Source organism: Shewanella sp. SR44-4, assembly GCF_014163715.1.
In the GTDB taxonomy this organism is placed as follows: Bacteria; Pseudomonadota; Gammaproteobacteria; order Enterobacterales; family Shewanellaceae; genus Shewanella.
In genome coordinates, this window is the sequence record NZ_JACJDU010000015.1 from 79,717 (window position 1) to 102,606 (window position 22,890).

Genomic DNA, 22,890 nt, shown 5'->3' on the forward strand with positions numbered 1-22,890 from the left:
AATTCATCAAGGAATTAGAGTATTAACTCTAGAGGTGTTTATGGTTGCACAACGTCATATCAGTACATATTGTCGCAGACGAGTGAACTTTACTCTGTGTTTCAGTGTTTTATTTGTCCATCTTAGTGTTTTTGCTGAACCCGTTACCTTTAGTCATGCTTGGCAGCAATTGGCGCAAGTGAGTGATCAGCTTCAAGCTAAAGCTCAGCTAGTCAACCGCGCCAAAGCGGAAGAGGATGCTGGTGATGCGTTAAATTACCCATCGCTTAATATTGCTGGCAGCTATACTCGCCTCGAAAAACCTATCGAACTTGATTTACGTGACTTAAATCCATTAGCGACTCTCGACACAAGTACATTACCAGCAGCTCTTAGTAGTGCATTAGCTGAAATCCCAGGCTCTCTCTTTGTCACTCCTTTTACCGAACAAGATGTGTTTCGTGCCAGTTTACAAGCCATGTGGCCCATTTATACCGGTGGTAAAATTACTGCAGCCCAAGGAATACATGCTGCCCAAGTTTCAGAGAGAGAACAAGAGTTTGCCCTAGCTCAGCGTGAGTTATTTCTTCAGTTAGTTGATCGCTACTACGCAGTATCGGTGACAAAAACCTTAGTAGATACCCAAAAGCAGCTGGTGGACTCGTTGACTTTGCATGTGAGTCATGCCCAAAAATTAGAACAACAAGGCCAAATAGCCAAAGTTGAACGCTTAAATGCCCAGGTCGCATTAGAAAATGCCAAAGTCAACTGGGGCAAAACCAAGCGTCAATACGAAATGACCGAAATTGCGCTAGCGAGAATGTTACATATACCGTCGGTCGATCCTATTTCGGCACTGTTTTTACTCGAACAACAACCTTCATTGCCCCGCCTTAGCCAGCTGACATTAACTCAGCATCCGGCGTTAAAACTACTCGAAGCTAAAGAAGCTCAAGCTAATGGTTTAGTCGACTTAGAAAAGGGCAGTTACTACCCCACTGTGTATTTATACGGCAACTACACCTTGTATGAAGATGACAGCTTATTTTCTCAAGTAGAGCCGGACTGGATGGTGGGTGTTGGTATGAGCATACCGCTTATTAGCCGTGATGGTCGCAGTGGAAAAGTGCTCGCGGCGAAAAGTGCTTTACTGCAAGCGCGTTACACCAAAGCACAAACCAAACAAGATTTAAGTTTGTTGATTGATCAGAGTTATCGGCAAATGCTGCAAGCTAAAGAAGAAGCGGATGCGCTGGATGTGTCATTAGCATTGGCGACCGAGAATTTACGATTGCGAGAGTTGTCCTTTAACCAAGGCTTATCCACTTCAATTGACCGAATTGATGCCGAGTTGAGCTTAACTGCAGTGAAAACTCAGCAATTAGGTGCAAAATATCGTTATATGCAAGCCTATGCCAAAGTGATGGCCATTAGTGGTCAAGTAGATGAATTTATTAACCGAACTCAACTTCAAGGGGCTGCTTATGCGGGCTAACAAGATTATTGCAGTGGTCGCATTCGTGCTAGTTATATTATTGTTAGGGTACGGTGTAATGCTAGCTTTTACGCCTCAACCGACAGTGTTGCAAGGGCAAATAGAAGCTCGCGAATATAATATCTCGTCTAAAGTTCCTGGCCGAGTTGAGCAAGTTTTGGTTCGCAAAGGCGACCAAGTCAATGTGAATGATATTTTGTTTGCCATCAGCAGCCCAGAATTAGATGCTAAGTTACTGCAGGCTCAAGGCGGCCTTGAAGCGGCAACGGCTATGCAGCAACAAGCTAAAAATGGCGCAAGGCAGCAACAAGTTACCGCAGCTAAAGAACAGTGGTTAAAAGCCAAGGCTGCAACCGAACTTAGCCTAAAAACTTACCAACGAATTGAAAACTTATTTGATGAAGGTGTTGTCGCACGGCAAAAGCGCGATGAAGCTTATACCCAATGGCAAGCGGCTAAATATACCGAGCAAGCAGCTTACGCTATGTATCAAATGGCAAATGAAGGCGCGCGGGTTGAAACTAAAGCCGCAGCCGCAGGAAAAACTCGTATGGCAGAAGGTGCGGTTAACGAGGTCAATGCCATTTTAGCCGACAGCCAAATGCGCTCACCTAAAAAAGCGGAGGTGAGTGAAGTATTATTACAAGCAGGTGAGCTTGCGCCGAGTGGTTTTCCGGTGGTAAGCATTATTGATATGAGTGATGCGTGGGCCGTATTACAAGTTCGAGAAGATTTATTGAAGCTATTTAAACAAGATCAAACCGTCATGTTAGATATTCCAGCACTACAGCAGCAAGTCGAATTTACCGTTTCGCACGTTAGTGTTATGGGTAATTTTGCCACTTGGCGCTCGACAGAGAGCGGCCATGACTTTGATATGCGTACCTTTGAAGTTGAACTGACACCTAAGCAAAAGATTGTCGATTTACGAGTTGGTATGTCGGTATTGTTTCGTGCCGACAAGCTTGCCGAACATTAATAAGGCTTGCTGATGAGGCATTTATTCAGGCGAGAATGTAAAGCGTTGTGGAATTCACCATGGCAACTTGCCTTGGTGAGCTATATTCCGCTAATTAGCGTGATCGCACTTTGGTGGTTATTTAGTGCGGGGTTGCCAAGGCAGCTCCCCGTTGCCGTGGTTGACTTAGATAACAGCCAAATTAGCCGCATGCTAACAAGGCAATTATCGGCCAATGCCGTGATTGCACCACGTTCATTTGCCAATGAAGCTGCGGCGATTGAAGCTATGCGTCAAGCGCAAGTATACGGGCTAGTTATTTTACCTTACCAGCTCAGAAAAGATTTACTCACATCAAAACAACCCACTATTGATATTCGCTATAACAGCCAATTTTTGTTAGTAGGTAAGTTATTATCCAGCCAGTTACAACTCAGCCTTGCTGAGGGGTTAACGCATATTGGCGAGGAGAGCCTATTACTTAAAGGCGCAAATAAAGCCACCGTTGATGTGAGTTTAACGCCTATTAGTAACCAAACGACGGCGTTATTTAACCGAAATAATAACTATGTTGGTTTTTTAGTCCCGCCTATATTAATTGCATTATGGCAATTACTGTCGATGTTGGTATTTGTTAATAGTGTTAATGCGGAGCTTATTCCTCAAGGTGAACGCTATTATTTAGCCCGAAACATTTGGCCAAAAGTGTGGGTTAAAGTGTTATTTTATAGTCCGATCATGCTCGTTCATAGTGGCTTTATTTTAGTGTGGTTATACCACTATTTAGCTTTGCCCGTGTCGGGTTCGCTATGGTTATTGCTATTGGCACAGGCATTCATGCTCATGGCATTGTGGTTGTTAGTGTTGGTTATTTTTATGATTATGCGTGACAGTGCTCGCACGGTCAGTTTCTGTACCGCATTATTTGCTCCAGCATTTGCATTTATGGGAATAACCTTTCCCGTAAACGATATGCCCTTATTGGCTAAATGGTGGCGGTTGGTGATGCCATCGAGTCACTATATAGACTCTCATATCAGCGTCGTCAGTTATGGTGTTGGCTTGCCGCAAGTATTGACTCAAATCAGTTCTTATTGGGGCTTTTTACTGTTATTGCCTTTGCTTTATGTGCTGGGCCGCCACGCGCAGAAAATACCGCCACAGGGTCATGTTAGTCACCCGGTTACTCTGGAGGTCAACCGATGAACTTCTGGCAATTAATCGTAGCAGAATGCAAAGCTATATTGGCTGACAAAGCGATTGTGATGACGCTATTTGGTGGAGTGTTATTTTACTCGGTTCTGTATCCGTTACCGTATTTGAATCAGGTGCCGACAGAGCAAAAGGTCGTGGTGGTAGATCACGATAATTCGTCACTCAGTAGGTTGGTGACTCGCCACGCAGATGCCAGTGCTAAGATAAAAATACTCGCTAAGGTAAGCAGTATTGAGCAAGCACAAATGTGGATCGATCAAGGTAAAGCTCACGGCTTACTGGTTATTCCGGCTAACTTTAGACGCGATTTGTTGTTAGGCAAGGGTGCAACATTAAGTTACGGCGGCGATGCGAGTTACTTTCTGATTTATTCAGCCGTAGTAGAAGGCTTAGTGTCAGCCGGTATAGATGCCAGTAAACAAGTGCAGTTAATTGGTTTATTGGCTCGGGGCCAAAACCCCCAACTTGCCCAGCAAGCTGTTAATTCTATTAATATTAATTCAGTTCCAGCGTTTAACCCCAGTTTAGGTTACACACCGTATGTGGTGCCGGGATTATTTTTATTAATTCTGCATCAAACCTTATTAATTGGCACCGGTATTTTGGGCGCAGGCCAATGGCGCAAACCCGGTTATTGGCAGCAAGTACGTCCAGTAACCTTGGTGCTTGCACGGTTAAGTGTGTTTATGATGATTTACGCGCTATTTAGTAGTTTCTATTTAGGTTTTTGTTTTTATTGGTACAAAGTAAGCGTGGTGGCTACGGTGATTGAAGTTGGGCTATTTATGTTGCCCTTTCTATTAGCCACGGGATCGTTAGGTATTTATCTTAGCAGTTTATTTAATCGTCGAGAATTACCTACCCAATTGTATTTACTGGTGTCGATGCCGATTTTATTTGTGTCAGGGTTTGTGTGGCCGATTGCATTAATTCCAGAACCATTGGTATTAGCATCTCAAGTTATTCCAGCTGTTCCAGCGATTATGGGGATGCTCGAGTTAAATCAATTAGGAGCTGGTTGGTCGGCGGTAATGCCTAAATGGTTACAATTGTGGGGCTTGTTTGCAGTATTCGTCACGATGGCCATAGTCGCCATTGGGCGGAAACAGAAAAATGTTGATGTTGCATCATAAATCACCCATAGAAGTTAGCCAGGTTCTATCATATCGAAATAAGGTTATAGCTAGGTTTGTCACTGAGTAAAAAAAATAGACAGTTATCTTCTCGATAGACCTGTCTATTTCATTTGTTTTATGGGGTTTATTGTTGACTGATAAAGGGCAACCGTGACGGTTTCTTGGTCAGAGTCCAATTACATCATTCCGTTTTGGGCATTGTTTAAAGCTGCCTCTAAACGTTTAACATTATGTTGGTATATCTCGCTGTGATCGACTTTTGCAGCATATTTAAAATCAGCTAATGCGCCTAAATTGTCATTATTCAGTAATTTCATTACACCACGATTATTATAGGCATAAGCCCGAACCGTCATTGATGGAATCGCCACTTGGGTACGAGCACTTTTCACGGCTGCACTACAGGCTTTTTGGGCTTTTTCCATATCAGCTAATTGCACATATCCAGCGCATAAGTTCACGTTGCGAGAATAGTCATCCACGGCGAACTTACTTGCAGACAAAGTAGCGGTTAAGCCTGCTTCAACATCACCAGACTGCAATGCGTTAACACCAGGCACATCTTCCACTAATACCATTTTGTAGGCATTACTTTTGATCTGTTGACCTTGCTCATCAGCCATTACGCTTGTCGATGCTGTCAGTACTAATGTGGCACAAATTAGGCCATTAACGATGCTCTTTTTCATGATGTAGCTCCTTTAAACGTTTGTGTAGCGCCGCGCTACAGGTGAACTTTAGTCAAAACGACTAGCGTCGACAAACGATAAAAAACGCATTAATGGGTTAAAAAAATTCACTTATGGGGAGGTGTGATAGTTTTGTTTAATTAATGGCCGCGGCAATTAACGTCGATGTGTTTCATGACATGGTCATCCAACGATTTTCTTTAACCTCCACAATTTTCATTGAACCTGAAACCTTAACGACTTACACATTCTTTTATAAACAGTCTTCAACGGTATCAAGGGATTTAATACTGATAGTGTGTAAGCCATATTGATATGATTCAAAGTCTATTTATACTGTCTGCGTCTGCACTGCTTAAGATTTTTAATGTCTTTACATCAATAAGATAGGGCATGTAGGATTATAATTGATACTTAATTAAAGACGGCCAGAAACTATTGGCAATGATCACTGATTTTTAGCCCAAAATGTGGCTGATAATGCTAATAGTATATTTAGGATTAATGATTATGTTTATTGAAGCCTCTAAATTTTCTTTTGTGAAAGAGCTTGAAGCTAATTGGGAAATAATTCGAGATGAATTTCTTGCACTACCAAATGACTCGTTTGACCCATGGGTTCAACAACAAATGCATGGTCAAGGCTGGAGTGTCTTCGGCTTGTATGCGCTTGGGAATCGTGTTGAAGGTGCATGCGTTAAATGTCCTCAAACAGCGAAACTCGTTGAAAACATCGGCGGCATTTCTCTCGCTGGTTTTTCGCTACTAGCCCCTCATACGCATATAACACCACATGTCGGTTGGGCCAATAATGTATATCGTTTACATCTTGGATTAGTGGTGCCACCTGACTGCAGGCTTCGTGTTGCTAGCGAAACCCGTTATTGGGAAGAAGGTAAATGTTTAATATTTGATGATACTGCTGAACATGAAGCTTGGAACGATTCTGCTCAATATCGTGGCACATTAATGTTGGATTTTCTTCGGTCGGATATTTGTTCCTTCACAGAAGATATGGTGCCAGATGACGTTCGGCAATACGCTGAACAGCTATTGAAACGATAATAAACAGTGTAATAAAGTCATTATCACTCTAATTATTAATGACTTTCATCATGGAAACTTTTGAGGATCCAATCGATCAGCAATTGCACTTCTGGTCGCTGTTGTTCATTGGTGTGGCGGATCAAATAATAGCGATCATGGCTATAAAGTGGATGAGGAAATAATGGTAGAAGGGTGCCATTATCGAACCATGCTTGGCTGATGGGTAATGGAATGAGTGCAATGCCTAATCCTTGTTCTGCAGCGCGGGCGACACTGAACATACTGTCTAGTTGAATTATCTGCTTAGGCTGAAATGCATCAAAGCCAACATTTTCGGCCCATTGATGCCAAGCGTAAGGTCGAGCTTTATGCAATATTAATGGCACCTTAGTTAATGCTTTAAAACCTTGTGAAGACAATTCAGCATGCAGTTGTGCATTACACGCAGGGATATAAGTGATTGGAAATAAATCATACACATCGGCATTCGTTTGTTGTTTACCAGAGAGCATAATGGATACATCAGTGTGCTTAATTGTATCGCTGCGCGACTTAATGGTTTCGAGCTTAAGATTGATGGTGGGATATTTAGATGACCAACCAATGAGTTTAGGCATAAACAGTTCACTGGCAAAGAATTCTGGCATTGAAATACTGACTTCGAGCATTCTGTCTGATTGGTTAAATTCACTGACTGTGTTGACTAATTGCTGCATTACCGGCTCGATGGCCTGGTAAAAGCGTGCGCCCACTTCGGTCAATATCACCGCGCGGGTTTGACGAATAAACAAGCTCTGGTTTAGAGATTCTTCTAACTGTTTAATCTGATGACTTACCGCCGAAGGGGTTAGATACAGTCTTTTAGCGGTTTCTTTAAAACTTAAGCATTCAGCAGCGACGCAAAAACAACGTAGGCCGCGCATGGAGGTGTGTAAAGGGATCATTCAATTCTCAACAAGGACAGTTTATCAACTCACTTCCCCTTGATGATAATCAATTATGATGACATCTGTAATGCATGCGGGTCGACTACTGAGTAATAGTTTAGTGAGACTAGGGGCTATTCTTGAAGAGAAAGCAAGGATTAGACCAGTAGTTAAAATATAATTTAAACATAGTGTTAACTAATTTTATAAAAATTGATTGAGTTGCTCTGGTGCTGAATAAACCTTGTTCGCACCAATTTGGTGCTAACTGATGTTACGTTATCTCAACTGAGATAACGAAATGGATTAATAGATAGGTAGGTAAGCAGGGCTAGCGCTTAATTAATATGTCTAATTAGAAGTACAGTGTTTCTTGCTTGGTGCCATCGATAAAAATGTCGCATTTATCTGCAGTGCTCGATTTTGCTGATTGAACAATGCTAGCAACAATACCAAAGCTTCCACCTTGATCTCCGAGTACCGAACCAAAATAACAATCACCTTTAAATTTCATATCTTTAAAGTTTGCATTAAGATTTTGGGTAGGCGTCATTGGCGGGAATCGACCCTGCATGATCGGGTCACCATTAGCGGTCAATAGCAGTTTATTATTTGCTTTATCATACGATCCGCCAAGCACGAAGGTTTGGTCATTGACGACAACCGTTTTGTTTTGAGCCACGATTGGTGGTTTAGCGGCACAAGCGGTGAGTAGTACACCTGCAGTTATAGTAAGAAGTAGAGAAATTTTGCGCATTATTATTCCTTAGTATGCGTCGAGAGTCGTAAATCGGTCCCTCGTAATAGTAAACTAGCCCTGTTTACAGATGCTATTGATGGTATCGAAACGCATAATGTTGAGCACTATTTAAGGCGTGAACATAACGTCAGCTAGCAAAAATAGTTTTTATTTCAACAATATATCAATTAAATACCGTATTGCACGTCTTATTGTATCAACATATTTGTGAATGCCAAGTATAAAAAAGCCTGCTGAAGTAGCAGGCTTGAAGGATCGATAAATATTATAGGAGTGAGAATATTGAGCTTATGACAAGGTCACATCAAATATCAATTTAGTGACCACACCTTTAGGCGTAGTTGCTGTCAGTGTGACTTGGCTTGTGCCTGGTGTACCATTATTTTTCAAGGTAAATGGGGTTGATGTTCCTCCTGCTGAACTCTTGTTAGGTACGATATAGCCAGAGAACTGCAATTCACCTTCGGTGCTAGTAACGGTTAAGGTTGTACCAGAAGGTAATATTTGATTGGCGCTATCAGTGATTACCACATCAAACTTTGTCGTTTCATCTAGTGCAATAGGTTGAACATCAGTGTCGTAATCATTAATCAAGCTGCCATCTTGGCTAACGACAAAATTAGCTTCAGAGCCTGACATTGTTAATACTAATGCTTTACGGATATAAGTGCTCATAGCCGTGCTATCACATAATGCACCTTGGCATTGTGGGCCGTTAAATTGACCGTCAGCTAATTGGTATGTGTTGCTCGCTTGAATATTAAAGTACGGTTCAGCTGAATCATGGGTGCGAGATTCGTTGTCATCTCTAAAGGCGTCTGGCAAGTCAACAAAACCACCGCCATGGTAAGTTTCTACATCCATGCCGTTGCCACTGCATGCTACTGACGTTGTGCCGCTTAAGCAGCCGTTAACCACGCCACCATCAGCATCGTCAAATACATTGTTGCCATTGGTATCGAAGAAGGTTTCGTGTCCTAGCGCATAAGCCATAATCGTTACACGATGGTCACTTACCCGTGGTGATGCCGATGTCCAAATGACGGAACATTTTCCGTTTTCCATGGAACACGATGGTTCAATTTGACCACCTTCAGCGGTAAAGTTGATGGTAGTGTCGTCTGGTGCAGGGTTTGCAAAACTGTCAGAGGCATAAGCTGTAATGGTAACTTGTTCGCCGTTGTAGTCGCCCGCTTCAGGGTTGCCATTTGATCTTGAAATACTAAAACCAAGCTGTTGTGGCAAGCCGGTATTGACGGTCAGCTGTTCTGATTGGCTGGTAATGGTTTGGTTAGTGTCGGCGTCTGTGGTTGATGCCACCACTCTTACCGGGGTTGGAATTGTACCCGCTTGCACTCGCACACTGACTAATCCCTGGGAATTGGTAATACTGCTGTCGGTCACTTCACCATTAGCAAATCGCAGACCGCCAACACTGGTGTCTAAGCTGAAATTAACCGTTTGTTGTGCTGCCGGCTGGCCATTAGCACTGGTGACTAAAAAGGTCACTAACGACGATTCTGTTGAACCGGTGCCGCCTGAACCTTTGATACGGATTTGGCTTGGATCAGCTGACACAAAGCTCACATTAGATAATGTTTGACGGGCTAAGGTAAAAGGCAAACTTGCGTTTAAACTAGCGCCATTAACCGTTGCTGTCGCGATGATGATGTCATTACGTTCGCTGTTGCCACTGCAGCTGACATCTGAAAAGGTTGAGCTGGCAGAACCTGATAAGCTAGTGACAGGTGAATCAAGTGTGGCGTTGTCATTGGTCGAACAGTCGGAACTAAAGCTGATGCTGGTTGGGCTTTGTAGGCGTGTAAATGTGCCATCGGCGCTTTCGGTAACTAACGTAGCGCTAATCCCAAATGTGCCACCGGCACTAATGCTATAACTACCATCAGTTGTTGCGACTAGCGTTGTCGCTAATTCACTTTCAACAAACTCACCATTAGCATTATACGAGCCCATCTTAACATTACCATTCGTGGCAATATCGTCAGACGCTAACACTTCAAAAGCACTGCTGCTGGTGAGAGTGCTACCTTGATACTCTGTGGTGACGGTTAACAGGCTAGCGCCTAACTCTGCCTCGGACGGCGTGTAGTTTAGCGTAGCAATACCTGAGGATTTTGTCAGTGCAGTTGCTGGCGCTAACGTAGCGCTACCGGCATTGAATGTCACAATTTGGTTAGCAATAGCTTGATTATTACTGTCAGTAAGCAAGGCATTGAGCTGAACTGTTTTATCAATATTAAAGCGGGTAATAGGACCGGTAGCATCACTTATCGAAGCGGTTAATTTAATCGCTTCGACAGGGATACTGGTGTCATATTCTTTAAATTGATAATTGCGAGTCGCACTAACAGCATCTGCATCACTTGGAGAGTAAGTTGCGCTAAGCGTGCCAGCGTCGATACTACTTGATGTGACCAGAGTTGTCGCAAGACCAGAAGATAAGGTTAACACCGTGGTAGGCGATATTGTTGCATTGGTGGTGCTAAAAGTAATGAGCGCTCCACTAACGTTAGTACTACCAATTTTGAGATGTGCAATGGCACAAAAGCTACCATCAAGATCAAAAATCAGTGAGTCCGTATTCGCATCACATTGGCCATTGACGACATTTTGATAGCTGACGGTAATACTATAATTACCACTCAGTGTGTCAGTATCGGTGCCGTCCGCGGCACCGTTACAACCGGTAAATAACAGCACTGAAGTTAGTAATAACAATAGTGTGCGAGTCATCATTTTTAGCCGCATTAGCAACATCCTTATTCTATTAAACAGACTATTTTTGAGATGGACCCTAGTCTTTTATTTCAGATCTTAAATACTTATATAGCTCTTTAGACGATTTTGATTCTGGGTTTTTAGCCAGTTCTTTATTCGCTTGGCGGATCAGTTGACGCATTTTTTGACGATCAAGTTGTGGGTGTAAATCCAGTAATACTTGGACTTCATCGTCGCCATTCGCTAATAAACGTTCACGCATTTTTTCAAAAATCTGTATTTGAGCGGCTTCATTATTGTTTTTGTTCAACACTTTATCCAGTGCTGCTTCAATAGGTTCATGCTCAAAGCCACGCATTAATTTACCAATGTATTGTAAATGGCGGCGATAGGCTTCAGTTTTTTGTTTAATCAGTTTTGTTTTTAGAATCGCATCATATAGAAATTCATCTAAACCCATTTTGTCTAATTGAGTTTTGCTCAGGGCCACTAAACGCATGCCAAGTGCTTGAGCATCCTCACTTTCTTTTTTAACGCCTGTTCTGCTGACATAGTTGTCATCATTATCATAGGGCTGCTGAAATAGCTCAGAATCGCCAACAATTTTCATAGTCATAAACCTCAAGTCAATATGCATTAATGATAGCATTTATTTGGCCTAGAATATGCAGAATTTATTGATGATCAACTGCGATATAAATGCGCGGTTATCAATCGCCAATTGAATTTGATATGCTAGCGTCAATTAGACTAATCAAAGAGTAAATTTGTGGCTTCTCATCCTTCTTCAGCGCCTAGCGCAACTGAACCAACACCTAGAATTGATTCTGAATTATCGGCGTTAAAAGACGCGGTATCTGTCGCATTAGAATATGCGAAAGAGTTAGGCACTTCGGCCGCTGAAGTGGCTATCAGCAAGCAGCAAGGTTTGTCGGTTTCAACCCGTGAAAAAGAAGTTGAAACCGTTGAGTTTAATAAAGACGGTGCGTTGGGCATTACCATTTACCGTGATGGTCGCAAAGGCAGTTCATCGACCTCAGACTTAAGCCCTGAAGCAATTCGCCAAGCGGTAAAAGCGGCCGATGGCATTGCAAAATATACCTCAGAAGATCCTTTTAGTGGCTTGGCTGATCCCGCTTTGATGGCGCAAGATATTCGCGATTTGGAGTTATATCATCCACAAGATATCGATGCTGAAGAGCTCGCCCAGTTGGCCATTCGCGCAGAAGAAGCCAGTTTGTCGGTTGATAGCCGTATCCGTAACTCAGACGGCGCGAGTGCCAATGCGCATACTGCGGCTAGGGTTTATGGTAACAGCCATGGGTTTCTTAACGGCTATTGCAGCTCTCGCTACAGTTTAAGTTGTGTTGTAATAGGCCAAGAGTCTGATGGCAATATGCAGCGCGACTACGACTATACGGTTGCCCGTAAATATCATGATTTACTGTCACCTGAAGCGGTTGGTTTGCAAGCGGCAAACAAAACCTTAAGCCGTTTGGATGCCCGTAAAATAGCCACGGCGAAAATGCCAGTGTTATTTGCTCCTGAACTTGCCACAGGCTTAATGGGACATTTAATTGGCGCGATTAGTGGCAGTAGTATTTACCGTAAGTCGAGCTTCTTAATGGAAGCTCTGAATACTCAAATATTCCCAGACTGGTTTAGTATTGAAGAACAACCGCATTTAATTGGCGCACTGGCCAGTGCTAACTACGACAGTGAAGGCGTGGCAACCCAAGACCGTCGTATTATTGATCGTGGCCAACTAGAAACTTACTTACTAACCAGTTATTCGGCGCGTAAATTATCGATGACCAATACAGGCCATGCTGGTGGTATTTATAACTGGACCCTAAGCCATTCAAATCAAACCTTTGATGACTTGGTTAAAGCCATGAATACCGGCTTAATTGTTACGGAAGTGATGGGCCAGGGTGTTAATGGCGTTACTGGTGATTATTCTCGTGGCGCGGCAGGTTTTTATGTTGAAAATGGCGAAGTGTTGTATCCAGTAGAAGAAATTACTATCGCGGGTAATTTAAAAGACATGTTTATGGGAATACAAGGCGTAGGTAAAGATCGCGATTTACGTTCATCAATCCGCACCGGCGGTATTTTACTGAGCGAGATGAAAATCGCGGGTAATTAACTCCTTTTGCTGAAAAATGCATTTATGGTTTAAATGCAAAAAGAATTAAAGCCTCTTATCTAATTGATTAAGAGGCTTTTTTTTAACTTTAACTTGGCTCTTTACGCTTTATATCTTTACTTTACCTTTCTTGACAGTCGTTTACAGGCAAGGGTTGTCATAACTCTTGCAAATGTAACTAGATGGTTAATGGAGTAAATATGTTTAACAAAAAAATAAGTCGATTGATGATGGTGTCTGCAATGGGAGCCTTGTTACTGGGGTGTGGCTCAGACAGTGAAGAAAGCAGTGATGATGTCGCTTATGTGCAGTTTTATAATGCATCACCTAATAGCACATCGACTTCGTTAGTACTGGATGACTATTCATATACGGCGGTTGATTTTGCTGATGCAATGCCGCGCTATGCTTATAGTACAGGGAGCACAGAACTGGAAATTTATGGTCAAGACGAAGATAGTGAAACGGTAACCGTTTACAGCGATACTGTTGATTTAGCGAGCGACTCGAACCATTTGTTTGTACTTTATGGTGATTATCACGATCCAGAACTATTGGATATTAACTATTCACGCGATGAAATGGACGAGTTAAATGCCGACGATGATAATGACTACAGCAAAATGGAAGTGCTAGTGGCTAACGTAGCGACTGATGAAGGTACTTTTGATACCTATATTTCACTTGATACCCAAACCATTGACCAAGCGGTGATGCTGGGTAATGTGCCGTATAGCAGTTACACCAGCGAACAGATATTCGATACTGATGATTATATTGTCTATCTGACCGAAACCGGCACTAAAAATGTGCTCTACACCACAGGTAGCATGAGTTTAACCTCCGAAACCGCCTATAAACTGATTATTCGTAATAGTTTTGGTGCAGGTGATATTAACGTCACTATCGACAGCATTGACTCAACTACAACGCCTGTCACTTACGCCGCGTTAGAGGCAACTGCCGATTACCGGGTGTTTAATGGTTTAGAAACGCAAAGCATTGATGTTGATATTGCCAGTAAGCAAGAAACACAATACTTGTATGGTATCTCACCCTTCACAGTAACGGATTACCAATCAACATCGTTTAATGATTATGGTATCACCACTAAAGATGCGACCAGTAAAGCCAAGTTGTTCGATAACTTGTTGGTAACGTTTAACCAAGATGAAGTGAAGTCTTTACTGATTTATCAGCAAGAAGACAGTTCTGTTAAAGGTATGGTGATCGAGCAAGACTTACGACCTCGAGCTTTTGAATATAAAGTCGATGTGGTGAATTTAGCTTACGATTATGATGACTTAACCGTGTATTTTGTCCGCGCTTCAGAAACCATTGAAACCGCCGAATATACCTTAACGGATTTAGATTTTGTCGAAAAACTCAGCCTGACATTGCCTGAAGATGATTATGAAATTAACATTGTTTACGAAGCCGATAATGGCACGCAAACCTTAGTTTATCAGTCTGATTCAATCAGCTTTGATGGCGACAGTAATTATACTTTTGTGCTGACTCCAGACAGTACAAGCGCTTTAGGCCATAGACTGACGTCATTACAATAAAAAAGTACACTCACGGTGAAATCGTTCACTTATTGTGAGGCATAAAAAAGCCGATATCGTAGATATCGGCTTTTTCCTTAAGCACTTAATTGACCAAAATATTAATGCAAATCACTTGGTAATTATTTGATAATCATCAAGATTGTTCAAGTGATATAACGACCTTGAAAGATAAGGTGTAACCTTATTACTGACGTTACGAAGTCATAAAACCGTGAAATCAGAATGACGCTCCAGAAGCGCAAGTTGCCTTTTATTGAACTCAGCGAATAAAATCATTTAGCTCGTGTTTATAGCAATCTCAAAAATAAACAATGCCGATTACAAAGTGAAAATCGGCACTGAATTATTTTTTAATCTGGATAATGGCATGCAGATTATATAAATTTAAAATTACACAGAATCTGTTATAACGCCTACAAACAAGCCGAAGGGCTAGTAACATTACCTCTCATTTGCACCACACTACCGCAAGTAGCATTTTTACAAGTTTGAACACCCACTAAAGTATCTTTGTCGTGGGATAATACTTTCTGTGGTGTCGATATTGTTTCGGTATAAACCAGTTCATCATTGGAACCTACATAGAGCTTATATTCAACACCGCTCAGTTCAGTCCCAAGATTACCCCAAGTGTATTTCACCATATTACAAACACTCGCATAATGGTTCATCTTATCTAACCAGACCTTTTGCTCTGGTGAGTTATAACCCTCATAACGATGCTTTTTTTCATATTTTATAGAAGTTAACAAATTTGGAATGGCATCCATTACATTAGAAGCATTAACACTGCCTTTACCACAGCCTAATTGAGCGCAGAGTGAACCAGGTTTAGAACCTTGACCATTAGCAGATAAAATCCCTTCAATTTGATCCGGTGTCAGAGTTGGGTGTGTTAATAATAAATTTGCTGCAGCAGCTGTAATCAAAGGCGCTGACATTGAAGTACCAGAACCACTAAAATATAACTCTTGAGTCTTATATTCATTACTTGCAATCATCCATAGGCTCGAACCCGCCGCCATCACATCAATATTGTCACCATAATTTGAAAATGATGCTTTGTCGCCCTTACGTGAAATGGCACCCACGGTAATCACATCGTTACATGACGCCGGTGCAAATGATTTTGCATCATCATTAGAATTACCAGCAGCAACAACAACAACTATTCCTTTCTCTCTTGCTTTTGTATATACAGCTTGCTCATAAGTAGAACAGCCAGCAATTCTATAACCACCTAATGATAAATTCATCATATCTACAGGCGCTGCAATGGTAGGCACTTCAGGTATCTCTTCTTGCATCATCCATGCAACTGCATCTAAAACATCAGAATCAGAGCCATCGCCAAAACAATTTAGTACTCTGGCATATACCAAATCGGCTTCTTCAGAATCAACAGCGCCAGCAACACCTAAACCATTATTACTGGTTGCACCAATTAAACCCGCAACAGACAAGCCGTGGCCGTCATGGCAAGGCAGACCATCGGCTAAAATAGATAAATCGGTAGGGTCAGCATCTCTTGTTTTGGCCTCTAAATATGTGCCATTTTCTTCTTGAGTAAAATCGTAGCCTTCAACTAAAGGATTAATATCTTCATGAGGAGCATAACCAGAGTCAACAACACCAATTCTAATCTTACGACCGAGGTTATTGACGACTTTACTTCTCATTGCTTCAAAATTTTGTCCATCACCCGTAGATGGGCTCGGTTTTTTAAATTGATGCTGCCCATTATATAACGTGTCATTGAAGTTCATTTTTTTTACAACATCGTCCACCATGACACTGTCAAAATCACCAGAATTTATTAATTCAACGATTAGATTTTGCAATGCAATAGGGCTATCAGAAGTCACTTTTACAACATCCGCCCCCATAGACATAGAGCGAACATGTTCAAATTGAATACTGTTTTTTTCACTTAAACTTTTTAAGCTAGACATACCATATTCGTAGGCCACATTACTTTGAACATTGTATGTTTCTTTAAGGCTGATTAAGCTTACATTGTCTGCTTTTGCTTTGCGTTCTAGCTTTTCCAGTATTTTGGGGTTTGCCAATAATGCTTTATGAATATTTTTATCTTTAAATTGTACAATTAAATTAACTGTTTTAGATAAATCAGCTTCTTTATTGACCACTCTAACCTTAGTGTCTACTTCAATTGATGCCATGACCGATGGGGATAACATAACTAAAGCTGATATGGCTGATAATATGATTGTTTTTTTCATTTTGAACATCCTGTGTTACTAAAATTATCATTTAATAAAAAAGTTAATTAAGAATAAGGCTCTTAATCATCCATGATTATTTACTTATAAGAAAAAGCCTGTCTTTCAGCAGCCAATGCTTTTGCCAAAATAGCACTAATAAAATCAAATTCTTGATTAAATATAAATACTCCATTTTCATAAGTTCCATAATCAGTATTACCAGCAAACTTACTGTACTTTTTATTTATAGTGTCATATTCAAAGGTGGTAGAAACATAACCGATATGAGGTAGCAAGCCTTGTGAAATATCTGACATATCATTAATTAAATTATAATTTTGTTTGCCATAGTCTGATTGCGACAGCCCAAATTGGTGGTCGATAGCCCCTTTATAATCATTAATCCATACAGGGTCCTGTCCATCGCCGGTGCCAAAAACAACTTGGGATTCCAGCGTTGACACCAGCACTCTTAATGTTGAAAAACTAGTTGAGTCATCTATTTTGCTTTTTTGAATAAATTCATTCTTCTGATATTCGGAAATAAAATTTAAGTTTTCTAATACTTCAGCGTAAAAAGTGGCTAAGTATTTATATTCATTTAACGCTTCCATTTTGCTATACATTTCTTGTACATATTGTAAAGTCTCAACTTGCAAGTCTCCAGAAACAACGCTGCTTCTCAACATTATACCCGTCTGACCTTTGTTGAATTTGTCTGTATAGCTAAGCAATAGAAAAAAATCTTCACCAAGTTCCATACCCAAATCAGTTACCGTGATGGTTTGATTTTCATGATTAAAAGTCACGGTAAGTTTTGTCTCATCGCCAGAAAATATTTCAATCCCATCGACAACAACATCCTCAGGGTGGTCATCTATAATGGTATAAGAAAATGTTTTTGTTTCACCCATAGGTATAGGTACAAAACCCGCTACACGAGCTTGAACTGTAAATAAAGGGGTTGAATTAGATAAGTTGACCATTTTTAGCGTAAATTCTTGGTCTATAATACTATTCCCATCTGTTACGCTTAACACTAGTCTGAAATCTATTTGGGTATTTTCAGGGAGTTGTTTTGCATTAAAAATAATATTATCACCGCTTTGTGTAATACTTTCTATATAATCAATAACAGCATCATCAGACTCTTTTCCTTCAATACTGTTAATCGACCATATTACATTTGCACTGTCAGCATCGGTAATAACCACAGGAATAATATTTTCAGTACGTTCAAAAATATAAATGGAGTTGTTTTCGTCCATATTGGCTAATGCAATTGTTGGCTGTAAATTGTTTGCATCAATATAATTTGTGACTGTCACCAAAACAGTTTTTGTTACGCTTAAACCCTCACTGTCGGTAACCGAAACCGAAATATTAATATTGGTATCTTCGGTCACTTCTTTTGCATCAACTGAAATAGATGAACCTTGTTTTGTCAGTGTCAGCAATGATGGGTTTGAAGAGGAGACAGTGATGTTGTCACTTAAATCACCATCTTCAATATCAGTTACAGTGACATTAAATGCTAATTTAGTTTTCTCTTGAATGACTAGCTCAGTTATTGACAATGTCATCACAGGAGCATTATTAATCACAACGGGAGGTTCTACATTGAGTATTGTTACAACAGTCGTTAACGCTTTTGTTAAACCACCACTATCGGTGACTTTCGATGTCACCTTAACAACGGTTTGTGTGGATACTTCACCAGCAAGTAATGTAACAACATCGCCATTATGCAAAACGGTTAAAGAAGGATTATCAGATACCACACTTAATGTGAAGTTAGCGTCTTCTTTATCAGACGCAACCACAGTGAATGTTGCCGACTCTGTCTCGTTCATAGTGATTGCAGCTGTAGAGACTGCAAGATTGGGTGCAGTATTTGTGACAGTGCCGGGGTTATTGCCAGTGTTATTGTCAGTATTATTAGTTACTTTCTCATCCCCACCGCCGCCACAAGCGGATATAAAAAATGAAAAGACGATCATTATCAAAATTTTTTGCATGGTTAACATCATTTATTCCTTTAAAAATATGGGCGATTTGTAGCCGTTATGTGTTATATCGAGACTTTTATTTCCCTATAGATAACCTTTTATGAGCACCAAACATTTTGAGCACTCCGTAAATCATTAAAGCCATTAAGTAATGAATAAATAGCACCACAGAGATAAAAAAGTCAGATCCACCAGAGTCACCTTTTCTTGCGTAGGTATAATTCATAGTATGCTCATAATATAGAATACTTTCGCGATACTCTTCACCACCACGACCCACTTTTATTATTGGATTATTATTGAGCTTATTATTAGCAACCTTAAAGCTATTTTCTGCTGCGCGTGCAATACCGCTAGAAGCAACATTAAACATGGCTTTAAATAACTCAGATTTACTTGCTGAGCTATTAGTGTTTAATGTTGAGAAATTAATCAGATTACGTCCAATGACAAAAATGGCTAATGCATAAAAGATTAACGGCATAATAAAAGCATAATCTATGGTGTTATTTTCACTAGCACCAAATGTTCTAACATATACATTAAGAAGTAAACCAAAAATAAGTCCGTATATTGCAATTGGTAGTGCATAACACATCGCTATTTTAATACATGAACGTGTTATAGCGCTATCCAGTTGGTTCTCGTCATCTACATCGCTACCAGGTACTATTTTCTTATTAGGTATAAACTTAGTCACACAGATTTTAATTAACCACAACATTGAAAAGTGTATCGCCAAAGGTAGCAAAGCATAAACTTTGTCAAAATTTTGCTCTGGTGATATCACATGTAGAAAAGTGAGGTATGAAGATCCATTCCAAAAGCCAATACTATACAAAGCAGCGACATAATTTGACAATAAATCAAATAAATCGTTGCCGTAGCCATAATAAAATGCATTTATTGTCGCACTTAAAGCACCTTCAAATGAAGGGTAATTTAAAGTGTAGAATTTAAATACAAAAATGATTGAAAAATCTAACATGATTTTGTATATCAATATAGAAATGACAGTATTTAATGACATAAAGCTTTTCTTTGAATGTTTTTTTAGTTTGTCTGCGGTCATAATTTAATACCTATACACTTAATTAACAAAAACACGTTACACCGGGATCACCCGGTGTGGGTTATGTGTAAATATTAATTATTCTCCTGCAAACCAGCCGTCAGTCCCATGAACTAAAATAAACTCGTCACTAAACGATTCGCTTGCCTTAGATGAACCACCAAACAATGAGCCCAAAGCCCCCATATCAAGACTGATAGTTCCTTCAACCGTACAATTGAATGTGGGTAATTTTCTACCAGATATTTCTTCGCAGTGCTTCACATCAACATCTGAAACTTGGCCATTAAAAAAACCGCTATCTCTAGCCACTTCTTGCGCGAATACCTTTTCTATATCACTGGTTGATGGCGCTGTGTTGCCGGAAAACATCATCGGGATAAACACGACAATCCCTATAGCCGCAATGCCAATTAATGATTTTTTTTGCATGCTTAAGGTTTGTAGTTTTGCCAGTTTTGCCTGGTTTGATGGCGTGTTCATTTGTTCTATTGATTGATGGCCTTTTTTCACTGCAGATTGAATATTGTCATTTACTCTGCCTGTAAATTCTTTCACGTTTACTGTGCTCGTTGATTGAGTGTTAAATATTTCAACTAACGTTGGCCATAGCTGGGTATTGGTTGTATAAAAAGGCAATACCGATAAAATCATAATACTCACCAAGCTAATCAGCCAAATCACTAAACCGTAGCGCATCGATTCTAAAATCATGTTTAGGGTATTTTCATTAAGAAAAGATCGATTGCTGCCAACAAAGCTTGCAGCCATTTCGTGTGCTTCATTAATGTTATAAAAAATAATCAGTACTAATATAATGGATGCGACTTTACTAATAGATCGTTTAACGCCCATTGCATACAATGCCGCAACTAAAAGAATCATAATTTGAAAGTTAGAGGCTTCGATTAATTCGTATAATGATTGCGATTCAGAAAATAGTTTTATTGCCGGCAAAAAACCTGCTACAAAAAAAAGCAACAATGTAATCACTGAAAACTTATTATTAAACGTTAATGTTGATAGCGCTTTATGCCATGGTTTACTCGCAAAATTAAGAATAGATAATAATACGTTATCCATAGCTGATTTTGCATCTACGCTAGAGTTTACCGGTGTTTCAGTTTCTTCAAATGTGCCATCTTTTAAGTTGATTTCTTGCTGTTTAATGACTTTATCTGCTTGCTCTTTCATAATCACATTCCTTCGATAATATTGGTTATCAAGTAGTTTAATCAAATACCAAAAAAGCAACATCTACGCAGTTAGTCATAAAACCCGTAAAAGTTTATTAACAATTTAGTTAATGGTCATTATTTGCCCTATTCACTAAAAGTTGGCTATAAAAAAGCCACTAGAAACCAGTGGCTTTAGTTTACGTATTATAAGACCGCACCAGTGTTAACATTGAGCGATACATAAATACAACCTGTTATATTAACTCAGCTTTAGCAATTTTTTGCTAAGTTCGGCTTCATCTTCAAATAAATCAATCCTGATTTGTTTATTTTTTTCACCAGCATTATCGATCGCACTACAGGATTTTAGGGCTAGTGAACGTGATTTAATTTCTGCTATAACAGTTACAAAAATTAACATAACAGAGGGCGATATAAACAGAAAAAAGTCATTGAGCGGCGCACCCAATTTGCCATTAATAAACTCTAACAAAGGGTAAGTGCCCGCGGCATAAAAGCCCAAACACGAGAAAAATGCCAAGGTGTACATTAATCCTATCATGCCCCCTTCCTTCGCGTTAAATTCGCCTATTTGGATACCTGGTACATCATAATGCAGTTTTTTAGTTACATTATAAAACAATATTTGAAACCGGTTTTGTTTGCCGCAATCAGTGTCTATCATGCAATCTTGATATAAAAACCAATCACCCACATCAGTCGCTATCATCTGCTTTTCAGGCAATGATAACGTTAAAAATCCATCTGCGGTTGATAGTACTATTTGACCTTGCAGATCAGATTGTCTTAAACGATGCCTTAACTCACTCGAATCAGCTTTATAGCCACTGCTATTATAGGCAGTTGTTGTGCTGGTTGTGGTGACGTCCGACGTGCTAGCACTCGCATTTTTGCTGACGACTTTACCTAAAATAGATTCAAAATTCATTGTGCCAGTAAAGCTATTAGACACCAGGTTATTGAAGATAAAAGGCGTTTGATATACCGACGAGTAGGTTGCTTTTATCGATTTTTCAATCTCGGCAATCGACGTTGCGGTTATGGCTTTGTCTTGTGGTGTTGTCAATAATGACACATCGTCATTGGGCGGTGTAATGGCATTTTTTTGTGCTATACCACAACAAAAACAGTAATCACTGTCTATTGATATTCGTTGTTGGCAACTGACACAAATAACATCATCGTCTTGTTTTACACGTTGTAAATTTTCATAACCTAATTCGGAAATTGAGATCTGCGACAGCGCGTCGAAAGTCTTACTTAATGCCTCATAATCTAAAAGATGCTTTTTATATTTATTATTTTTTATTGTCCATTCAATAATAAAGGTAATAACCATAGCGGCAATGGTTAAGTTAATCACTGTGTCTATCGAATAGTTAAGTGTTATAAAGCTAAAGAGAGCAACAAAACAAGTCACAAAAAAGGTGTATATGGGCTTAGATTGACGACTAGCATCATAATCATTGCCTTTTATTTTGTATTGCTTGTCTTGAGCATGAATCACAATGTAATCAGCATAATCATTATTGTTAATTATTGTCTTAAGTGCTTTAGATTCCAACTTATGGTTTAAACTTAACAAGGTTGGTTGAACAGGGCGAGATCGTGAACATTTTTCAGTCAATTAAATACACTATTTGACGTTAACATTTAGCTATGATCTTATACTCCTTTTTTCCGGGAGCTCACCATGCATATTGACCACTTCAAAGAGACTT

17 protein-coding genes are annotated in these 22,890 nt (G+C 40.0%); 7 read left to right on the top strand and 10 right to left on the bottom strand.

Annotated elements, in window-relative coordinates:
* The first annotated feature begins 40 nt into the window (after window positions 1–40).
* Genes H5125_RS09485 through H5125_RS09500 form a run of 4 tightly spaced genes read left to right on the top strand, consistent with a single transcriptional unit; the run spans window position 41 to window position 4,780 of the window.
* Window positions 41–1,474 carry a TolC family protein gene (locus H5125_RS09485; protein ID WP_101087679.1) on the top strand — a complete coding sequence of 478 codons (1,434 nt, stop codon included), beginning with the start codon at window positions 41–43 and terminating at the stop codon, window positions 1,472–1,474.
* On the top strand, window positions 1,464–2,453 hold the full coding sequence (locus H5125_RS09490; RefSeq protein ID WP_101087678.1) for an HlyD family secretion protein: 990 nt from the start codon (window positions 1,464–1,466) through the stop codon (window positions 2,451–2,453). The genes H5125_RS09485 and H5125_RS09490 overlap by 11 nt, the downstream gene beginning before the upstream one ends.
* Before the next feature lie 12 nt (window positions 2,454–2,465).
* Window positions 2,466–3,638 carry an ABC transporter permease gene (locus tag H5125_RS09495; protein WP_182744113.1) on the top strand — a complete coding sequence of 391 codons (1,173 nt, stop codon included), beginning with the start codon at window positions 2,466–2,468 and terminating at the stop codon, window positions 3,636–3,638.
* Window positions 3,635–4,780 (top strand): ABC transporter permease, encoded by a 1,146-nt coding sequence (locus H5125_RS09500; protein ID WP_182744114.1) that lies wholly within the window; start codon window positions 3,635–3,637, stop codon window positions 4,778–4,780. The genes H5125_RS09495 and H5125_RS09500 overlap by 4 nt, the downstream gene beginning before the upstream one ends.
* Window positions 4,781–4,959: 179 nt before the next feature.
* On the opposite strand, the gene H5125_RS09505 is transcribed toward H5125_RS09500, so the two are convergent.
* A complete protein-coding gene (locus H5125_RS09505; protein ID WP_101087675.1) occupies window positions 4,960–5,472 on the bottom strand; it encodes a hypothetical protein in 513 nt (170 codons plus the stop codon).
* A gap of 480 nt (window positions 5,473–5,952) precedes the next feature.
* Here H5125_RS09505 and H5125_RS09510 point away from each other — a divergent pair, with 480 nt between their 5' ends.
* Entirely contained in the window at window positions 5,953–6,537 is a 585-nt protein-coding gene (locus tag H5125_RS09510) for an aspartyl/asparaginyl beta-hydroxylase domain-containing protein (RefSeq protein WP_220487301.1), read from the top strand.
* Between the two features lie 35 nt (window positions 6,538–6,572).
* Here H5125_RS09510 and H5125_RS09515 read toward each other — a convergent pair whose 3' ends face one another.
* From H5125_RS09515 to yjgA, 4 genes are all read right to left on the bottom strand, one after another.
* The gene (locus tag H5125_RS09515) at window positions 6,573–7,463 is read right to left on the bottom strand and encodes a LysR substrate-binding domain-containing protein (protein ID WP_220487302.1); all 891 of its coding nucleotides are present in this window, start codon (window positions 7,461–7,463) and stop codon (window positions 6,573–6,575) included.
* A gap of 337 nt (window positions 7,464–7,800) precedes the next feature.
* Window positions 7,801–8,202 (bottom strand): hypothetical protein, encoded by a 402-nt coding sequence (locus H5125_RS09520; protein ID WP_101087673.1) that lies wholly within the window; start codon window positions 8,200–8,202, stop codon window positions 7,801–7,803.
* A gap of 291 nt (window positions 8,203–8,493) precedes the next feature.
* Window positions 8,494–10,974: an Ig-like domain-containing protein gene (locus H5125_RS09525; RefSeq protein ID WP_182744115.1), complete on the bottom strand. Its 2,481-nt coding sequence runs from the start codon at window positions 10,972–10,974 to the stop codon at window positions 8,494–8,496.
* A gap of 46 nt (window positions 10,975–11,020) precedes the next feature.
* Window positions 11,021–11,554, bottom strand: a complete 534-nt coding sequence (gene yjgA, locus H5125_RS09530; protein ID WP_101087732.1) for a ribosome biogenesis factor YjgA — start codon at window positions 11,552–11,554, stop codon at window positions 11,021–11,023.
* A 159-nt stretch (window positions 11,555–11,713) separates the two neighbouring features.
* Here yjgA and pmbA point away from each other — a divergent pair, with 159 nt between their 5' ends.
* Both pmbA and H5125_RS09540 read left to right on the top strand, forming a co-directional pair.
* Window positions 11,714–13,093: a metalloprotease PmbA gene (pmbA, locus tag H5125_RS09535; RefSeq protein ID WP_101087671.1), complete on the top strand. Its 1,380-nt coding sequence runs from the start codon at window positions 11,714–11,716 to the stop codon at window positions 13,091–13,093.
* 200 nt (window positions 13,094–13,293) lie between these two features.
* On the top strand, window positions 13,294–14,661 hold the full coding sequence (locus tag H5125_RS09540) for a DUF4397 domain-containing protein (RefSeq protein ID WP_162024049.1): 1,368 nt from the start codon (window positions 13,294–13,296) through the stop codon (window positions 14,659–14,661).
* 416 nt (window positions 14,662–15,077) lie between these two features.
* Here the strand turns inward: H5125_RS09540 and H5125_RS09545 are convergent, their stop codons facing one another.
* The 5 genes from H5125_RS09545 to H5125_RS09565 all read right to left on the bottom strand — a co-directional run bounded on the left by H5125_RS09545 (window position 15,078) and on the right by H5125_RS09565 (window position 22,676).
* Window positions 15,078–16,907 carry a S8 family serine peptidase gene (locus tag H5125_RS09545; protein WP_182744116.1) on the bottom strand — a complete coding sequence of 610 codons (1,830 nt, stop codon included), beginning with the start codon at window positions 16,905–16,907 and terminating at the stop codon, window positions 15,078–15,080.
* Window positions 16,908–16,987: 80 nt separating this feature from the next.
* On the bottom strand, window positions 16,988–18,919 hold the full coding sequence (locus H5125_RS09550; protein ID WP_182744117.1) for a hypothetical protein: 1,932 nt from the start codon (window positions 18,917–18,919) through the stop codon (window positions 16,988–16,990).
* A gap of 55 nt (window positions 18,920–18,974) precedes the next feature.
* Window positions 18,975–19,970, bottom strand: a complete 996-nt coding sequence (locus H5125_RS09555) for a hypothetical protein (RefSeq protein ID WP_182744118.1) — start codon at window positions 19,968–19,970, stop codon at window positions 18,975–18,977.
* A gap of 78 nt (window positions 19,971–20,048) precedes the next feature.
* On the bottom strand, window positions 20,049–21,164 hold the full coding sequence (locus tag H5125_RS09560; RefSeq protein WP_182744119.1) for a hypothetical protein: 1,116 nt from the start codon (window positions 21,162–21,164) through the stop codon (window positions 20,049–20,051).
* A gap of 243 nt (window positions 21,165–21,407) precedes the next feature.
* Window positions 21,408–22,676, bottom strand: coding sequence for a hypothetical protein (locus H5125_RS09565; RefSeq protein ID WP_182744120.1), 1,269 nt, complete (start codon window positions 22,674–22,676; stop codon window positions 21,408–21,410).
* Between the last annotated feature and the right edge of the window lie 214 nt (window positions 22,677–22,890).